Origin of the sequence: Arthrobacter sp. H14 (assembly GCF_000520495.1) — a bacterium.
Lineage (GTDB): Bacteria > Actinomycetota > Actinomycetes > Actinomycetales > Micrococcaceae > Arthrobacter_C.
This window is the reverse complement of record NZ_KI914671.1, coordinates 23,630-28,117: the sequence shown is the minus strand read 5'-3', so window position 1 is coordinate 28,117 and position 4,488 is coordinate 23,630. Positions and strand designations below refer to the sequence as shown.

Below are 4,488 nucleotides of genomic sequence, written 5' to 3'. Positions count from 1 at the left end.
GCGGGTGATGTTCAAGATCAAGCATGAGCGCACCGCGGACTGTGTCGTCGCCGGCTACCGGGTTCACAAAACCGGAAATGATGCCATCGGCTCGCTGCTGCTGGGCCTGTACGACGCCGAGGGGAGCCTGTCCTCGGTGGGAGTGATCGGCGCGTTCTCGATGACCCGTCGGCGGGAGCTGTTCAAGGAATTCCAGCCGCTGGTGACGGATATGGAAGAGCACCCGTGGTCTTGGACCGACGACACCACGCTGCAGGAGAGCGAATCCGGGGCACGGTCGCCGCGCAAGTCCGAAACCAGCCGGTGGAACGCCGGAAAGGACCTGAGCTTCGTGCCGCTGCGCCCCGAAACCGTGGTGGAGGTGCGCTACGACTACATGGAGGGCACCCGGTTCCGGCACACCACCCAGTTTGTGCGCTGGCGTCCCGACCGCGAGCCGGAATCCTGCACTTACACCCAACTGGAGCAGCCGGTCGCGTTTGATCTGTCGGAGGTCCTGCCGGCTCAATAAGGCGGCTACGCGTCACCACGCTGGAGCAGAGGTTCCGGTGCGCGGAGCTCCGCGGTCGAGGTCAAACAGGCGGCATGTCGGACAACCGGAGGAACGTGGCTCCCTGCGCAAGAAGGGCAGGGATTGCGTGCGCCACTCCCCCGGCGGTACCGCTGTCGGGCCGGTTGGCATGGGCAATGACGATATCGCCGGCCGTGGCGCTGCGGAACTGCGCGGAGACGGTGCCAGCAGGAAAGCTCGCGCCGGCGTCGCCGTTGACGCTGAAATTGACCGGGATCAACCCGAGATCCCGAACGATCTCCGCAGCCACTTCATCAAAGTGGGCTGTGCCGGATCTGAAGAAGCGTGGCTGGGTTCCGGTGACTTCACCAAGAACGTCCTGATTGGTCATGACTTCGTCGTAGGCCTCGCCCGGGTTGGCCGTTCCTGGTATTCCATAGGCGCTGTTGCCGGAGACCGACAATGGAAGATGCCTGGTGCCATGGTTCGCCACTTCGAACAGCGGATCGGCTGCCAGACCGGAGGCCAAGCCTGGATTGGCGCGCACCCAACGGGCGTTCAGGAAGAACGTTGCCGGGATCTGATTGGTTCGCAGGACATTTACCAGGTCGTGGTCCAAGGATTCACCACCCGGCCCGCCACAGCAGTCGAAGGTCAGGGCGATCCCCGCGGCCTTCGGCGGCAAAGTGGTGGCGACGCCGGGAACCGCAAGTCCCCAATGAGCCGGAACGCGATCCCGATAGGTCTCTACGACTTGGTCCCGGGTCAGGGAACGGGAGCCGGCTTCGGCGCTGATTTCGGGCTCCGGGGACGCCGTCGCCGTGGGACGTGGTTTCGGCATCGACGCAGGCCGGCTGCTGGGGTTCGGCGTCTCAGGCTGTGTCGGCGCAGCGCAGGCCGAGAAGGCTCCTGTCGCCAGCGCAGCAAGGAATGTCCGCCGCCCCCATCTGCGCGTTTGATGATTTGCCATACGGTCCCCCCGATTGCACTTCCCCCGTTGCCGCCGTTCTCCGACTGGTGACCATTGTGCCAGACAGCGGAGTTGACGCCCTCGGCCGGCACCGTCCCACCTCGTGAAACGCAATCACAAAATCCTATTTCACTTCTGCCAGGGTCAACGCGTATCGGTTCTGTTCGTCGGTCCATTGCCCTACGGTGTTCAGCTGGGCCGCTTCCAGTTCCGCAGTGATGCCGCTGGCGCGGAACTTCGCTGAGATTTCCGTACGCAGTTCTTCGCCCTCCTCGAACCGGACGTCGAGGCTGATGCCGGGCAGGTGCACCTGCATTGGTCTGCTGGCGCGGAGTCTCATTTCAATCCATTCCTGCTCCGGATTCCATACCGCCACGTGCTCGAATGCTTCGACGTCGAAATCGGCACCGAGCTCCGTGTTCAGGACACGCAGGACGTTCCGGTTGAAGTCCGCGGTCACTCCGGCAGCGTCATCGTAGGCGGGAATAAGTACATCCGGCGAAGTGATCAGACCTGTTCCCAGCAGCAGCGACCCACCGGTGGGAAGAAGGAGTTCCCTGATGTGGTGCAGGAACCGCGCACGTGCCTCCGGCTCCATATTGCCAATTGTTCCACCGAGAAACGCCACCATGGTTGCTCCCTGGTGTGGGAGCAGATGCAGTTGTGTTTCGAAGTCGGCGGCCACGGCTTGAAGGTCGACGTCGGGAAACGCGGTTGAGAGTTCTTCGCCGGCTTCCAGCAGGGCACTGTCGCTGACATCGACTGCCACATAGCGGCGCAAGGGTCCCGATTTCTTCAGTGCATTGAGCAGCAGCGGTGTCTTGCGGGAAGATCCGGAACCGAGCTCAATGAGCGTCTCGGCGGGGCCGGCCGCCGCGATGCTGTCAGCATGGTTGGTCAACACTTCGCGCTCAGCCCGGGTCGGATAATACTCCGGCAGTTCGGTGATCCGTTCAAACAAGTCGCTGCCGTTTTTGTCGTAGAACCACTTGGGCGGCAGGGTTTTCGGTGATCCGGTGAGCCCTGCGCGCACATCAGCACGCAGGTTGCGTCCGTGGTGGTCGGGAGGCAAATGGTGGACTATGCCGGGGCGGGCGTGTGAGACGGTCATGTCAGTACTCGTTCTTTCCATTCGACAGAGATCGGGCGGACATCCACCCGGTCAGCAGTGGCAGTCAGCAACGACTGGTCCGGCACCTCGTGCCAGTTGTCGCCGTCATCGGAAGGTTCGCTGGCCACGACCGTTCCGGATGGCCCGGAACGCCAGAAAAGTGTGTCGCCGGCGGCGGTCGCTGTGATGGTTGTGCCGTCGGTGAGCAGGAAGTTGAGCCGTCCTGTTGCCACTGCAGACACCTCCGTGACTACGGTCGCCAGTGCATTGCCGGCGGTGTTCCCGGCCGCAAGCTTTGCTGAAACCAGTCCCCACAGCAACGCGGAATCCACCCGTGATTCGAGGCCCAGCAAGCGGTCCGGCGGCAATTGTGCCACCAACGTCTGCATCGAGTGCGGCCAGCCCTCGATCCTGCCGTTATGACTGAAGAGCCACTTGCCCTCGGCGTACGGCGCGGCGGCGGACTCGTCCGGCGTCGTCCCCGGCGTCGCGGACCGGACGGCGGCGAGCACGGCCGCGCTTGACGTTACCCGCGCGACGTCGGCGAACGAAGAGTCCGCCCACATGGGAATTGCCCTTCGATAGCGGGCAGGCACCGGGTCTCCGGAGGCGTACCAACCCGCGCCGAAACCGTCAGCGTTGACAGTCCCGTACCGTTGCCGCCGTGGTGCCCAGGACTGTCTGAGCAAACCGTGTTCGGGGGCAAGCAGCAGTTCGGCCAACGACGTCGACGGGCCGAGAAATGCGAGATGACGGCACATGTTCTAGTCGTCCGCCGTCGTTACGTCGCGGGCGGTTCGGAAACCGGTGAAAATCTGGCGCCGGATGGGGTGGTCCCAGTTGCGGAACGTCCCGCGGCATGCCGCCCTGTCCACTGCCCAGGATCCGCCGCGCAGTACCTTATACCCTCCGCCGAAGAACACCTGGCTGTATTCCGCATACGGAAACACGCTGAAGCCTGGATACGGCCGGAAGTCGCTGGAGACCCACTCCCAGACATCCCCCATCAGTTGATGCACTCCCAAGGGCGACGCACCCTCCGGATGGGAGCCGACCGCTGAGGGGCGAAGGGCCTCCCCGCCCAGGTTCGCGTGCATCGACGTCGGATCCTCGTCGCCCCATGGATACCGCCGGGAGCGGCCGGTAGCAGGATCATAGCGTGCGGCCTTTTCCCATTCGGCTTCGGTGGGCAGACGCCGGCCGGCCCACCGCGCGTACGCGTCCGCTTCATACCAGCTCACGTGCTGGACCGGCTCGTCGGCGGGGACCGGCTCGACGACGCCGAACCGGGTGCGGACCCAACGTCCGCCGTCGCTTCGCCAGTACTTCGGCGCCATCAGGCCTGCTTCATTGCGGTGTGCCCACCCTTCCGGCGTCCACAAGCGGGAGTCGTCATAACCGCCGTCGTCAATGAACCGTTCAAAGGCCGCGTTGGTCACCGGCAGAGTATCGATCCAGTACGCGGGCAGCTTCACCTCGTGGGCGGGACGTTCATTGTCCAGCGCCCAGGGCTCGATCGAGGTTCCCATTGTGAAAGATCCTGCCGGGACACGGACCTCCTGGGGCAGGGGTTCCATATCAGCAGCTGGCACAGCCTCCGCCGCCCGAACCGGATGAAGAACCGGCTCCCCCGACCTGAGCTGATGCGTGGCGAGCATCGTTTCGGCGTGTTGCTGCTCGTGCTGGATCATCATCCCGAACACGAAGCCGCCCTCCACCAGCGGCGAACCTTCCAGCGTGGCGCCGTCGAGGATGTCCAACGCTTTGCTGCGCACTTCCGCTATGTACTGGCGGGATTCGGTTGGAGGGAGCAGCGGTAGTGACGGCCGGGCGCTGCGCGGGTTTTCGAAGGCGTCGTAGAGCCGGTCGATGTCCGGCCGCAGTGGCTCCCGCCCG

The 4,488-nt window shown here is 64.3% G+C and carries 5 protein-coding genes; 1 reads left to right on the top strand and 4 read right to left on the bottom strand.

What is annotated here, in order from left to right; translation table 11 throughout:
• Positions 1–511: ATP dependent DNA ligase (locus Y707_RS30025; RefSeq protein WP_035782057.1), on the top strand; the 511-nt coding region annotated here is incomplete at its 5' end.
• Between the two features lie 61 nt (positions 512–572).
• On the opposite strand, the gene Y707_RS0115995 is transcribed toward Y707_RS30025, so the two are convergent.
• From Y707_RS0115995 to egtB, 4 genes are all read right to left on the bottom strand, one after another.
• A complete protein-coding gene (locus tag Y707_RS0115995) occupies positions 573–1,352 on the bottom strand; it encodes a polysaccharide deacetylase family protein (RefSeq protein ID WP_253905210.1) in 780 nt (259 codons plus the stop codon).
• Positions 1,353–1,605: 253 nt separating this feature from the next.
• Complete coding sequence (gene egtD, locus Y707_RS0115990; protein WP_051442105.1) at positions 1,606–2,592, bottom strand: L-histidine N(alpha)-methyltransferase; 987 nt, start codon at positions 2,590–2,592, stop codon at positions 1,606–1,608.
• Positions 2,589–3,353: an ergothioneine biosynthesis protein EgtC gene (gene egtC, locus Y707_RS0115985; protein WP_026535827.1), complete on the bottom strand. Its 765-nt coding sequence runs from the start codon at positions 3,351–3,353 to the stop codon at positions 2,589–2,591. Before egtC ends, egtD begins: the two co-directional genes overlap by 4 nt.
• A gap of 3 nt (positions 3,354–3,356) precedes the next feature.
• Positions 3,357–4,488: ergothioneine biosynthesis protein EgtB (gene egtB, locus Y707_RS31610; RefSeq protein WP_035782054.1), on the bottom strand; the 1,132-nt coding region annotated here is incomplete at its 5' end.